At 70.6% G+C, this 1487-nt stretch carries 2 protein-coding genes; both read left to right on the plus strand.

Going from position 1 to position 1487, the window contains the following annotated elements; all coding sequences use genetic code 11:
* The first annotated feature begins 807 nt into the window (after window positions 1-807).
* Window positions 808-1050 carry a ribbon-helix-helix domain-containing protein gene (locus WDZ17_RS17290; protein ID WP_339576419.1) on the plus strand — a complete coding sequence of 81 codons (243 nt, stop codon included), beginning with the start codon at window positions 808-810 and terminating at the stop codon, window positions 1048-1050.
* Window positions 1051-1063: 13 nt separating this feature from the next.
* The gene (locus tag WDZ17_RS17295) at window positions 1064-1369 is read left to right on the plus strand and encodes a type II toxin-antitoxin system PemK/MazF family toxin (protein WP_339576420.1); all 306 of its coding nucleotides are present in this window, start codon (window positions 1064-1066) and stop codon (window positions 1367-1369) included.
* Window positions 1370-1487 lie beyond the last annotated feature (118 nt).

Here is a 1487-nt window from a genome sequence, read left to right on the forward strand (position 1 = left end):
CTCATGCTGACGCAGGTCGGTACGACGTGTCCGCATGTCGATCCCAATCTGGGCCACGCTGCTGCTACGGGTCGTCGGGGTGCTACTGCCGTGTCGGGTGATGCGGCGGCTGCCTGCGTCGACGCCTAAGAGCAGTCGCCGCCAGGGCGGCGAGGAGCAGCAGGGGCAACGGGGCCGGCCCTACTGTGCGGTCGAGATTGTACCCCCAGGAGTCGAGCCAGTTCCCTGATGTGGCGATCGCCAGGCCCGGGACCAGCCACCACACTCCTTGCCCGCGGGCGACCTGCACCAGGCAGCCCGCCAGCGCCAGCCCGTACCCGAAGATCAGCCACCAGAACCTCGCCGGTTCCGAGTCACCGACGACGGACCACAGCGGGCTGGCGAGGGCCAGCGCAGCGTCGATGGCCAAGACCACGAAGCACGCGCGCTCGAGGAGCCTCAGCCCTTCGGCAGCAGGCGTGGGCGCCTTCGGCGGCCTGACGGGCGGGGACGCCGACCGCCTCATCGGTGCTCGGCTCATGCTCTGTGGCCACCTGACGCAGGCTCGCTCGAACCGGGATCAACGCCCCCTCGGACGCCGGCGCGCTCAACTTGGTCAGTGTCCACGCCACGGCCGGGCAGACGCCCACTTGCCAGAGGCGACACCCACCCGGGTGAGTCGAACGAGCAGACCCGAGGCCCGCGGCCGTCCCAGATCCGATCGTCAGCGGGACGCCGGCCGGAGGTCGATCCACAACTGGGAGTGAGCCCCCCTCACCGGAACCCAGTTGCCTACCAGATGGTTGACGCCACGCGTACTCTCCCACCATGTCGACGCAGATCGCGATCCGCCTCGACGCGCCCGAGCTCGCAGCCCTCGACGCCGAGGTCGCCGCAGGCCGCGCCGCCAACCGCTCCGAAGCCGTCCGACGCAGCATCGCCCGCCTCCAGCGCGAGCAGCGCTACCGCGCCGAGGAGACCCTCCTGCTCGACCTCGCCCGCCGCGGCGAACCCCTCTACCCCGACCTGCGCCCAGCACCCGAGGGCACCACCCACCCCGAGCTCGACTGAGCGCCCCCCGACCGTGCGCACCATCGCCGTCGTCCAGCTCGACAAGCGACGACCAGCCCTGATCCTGACCCGCCAGTCGAAGCTCCACCTGCTGCGGTGGGTCACCGTCGCGCCCATCACCAGCACGATCCGCGGCATCACCAGCGAAGTCCCCGTCGGCCCCCGCAACGGGCTCGACCACGACAGCGTGGTCAGCTGCGACAACATCGCCACCATCCCCGCGGAGACCGTCGAGCACTCCGTCGGGCTCTTCTTCGACGATCAGGAACCCGAGCTCGCCCGGGCCATCAGCGACGCCTTCGACCTCTTCCTCACCTGACCGGAGTCCCCGTCTCCGGTCCGACACCACACTCGACCTGCGCCACCCAGCCGTCCCGCAGCCGATCCTGTGCGGGGCGAGGCCCATGTCTCACTCGGGCTGGGCAACCACCCAGAAG

This window comes from Pseudokineococcus basanitobsidens, from assembly GCF_037482545.1.
Classification (GTDB): Bacteria; Actinomycetota; Actinomycetes; order Actinomycetales; family Quadrisphaeraceae; genus Pseudokineococcus; species Pseudokineococcus basanitobsidens.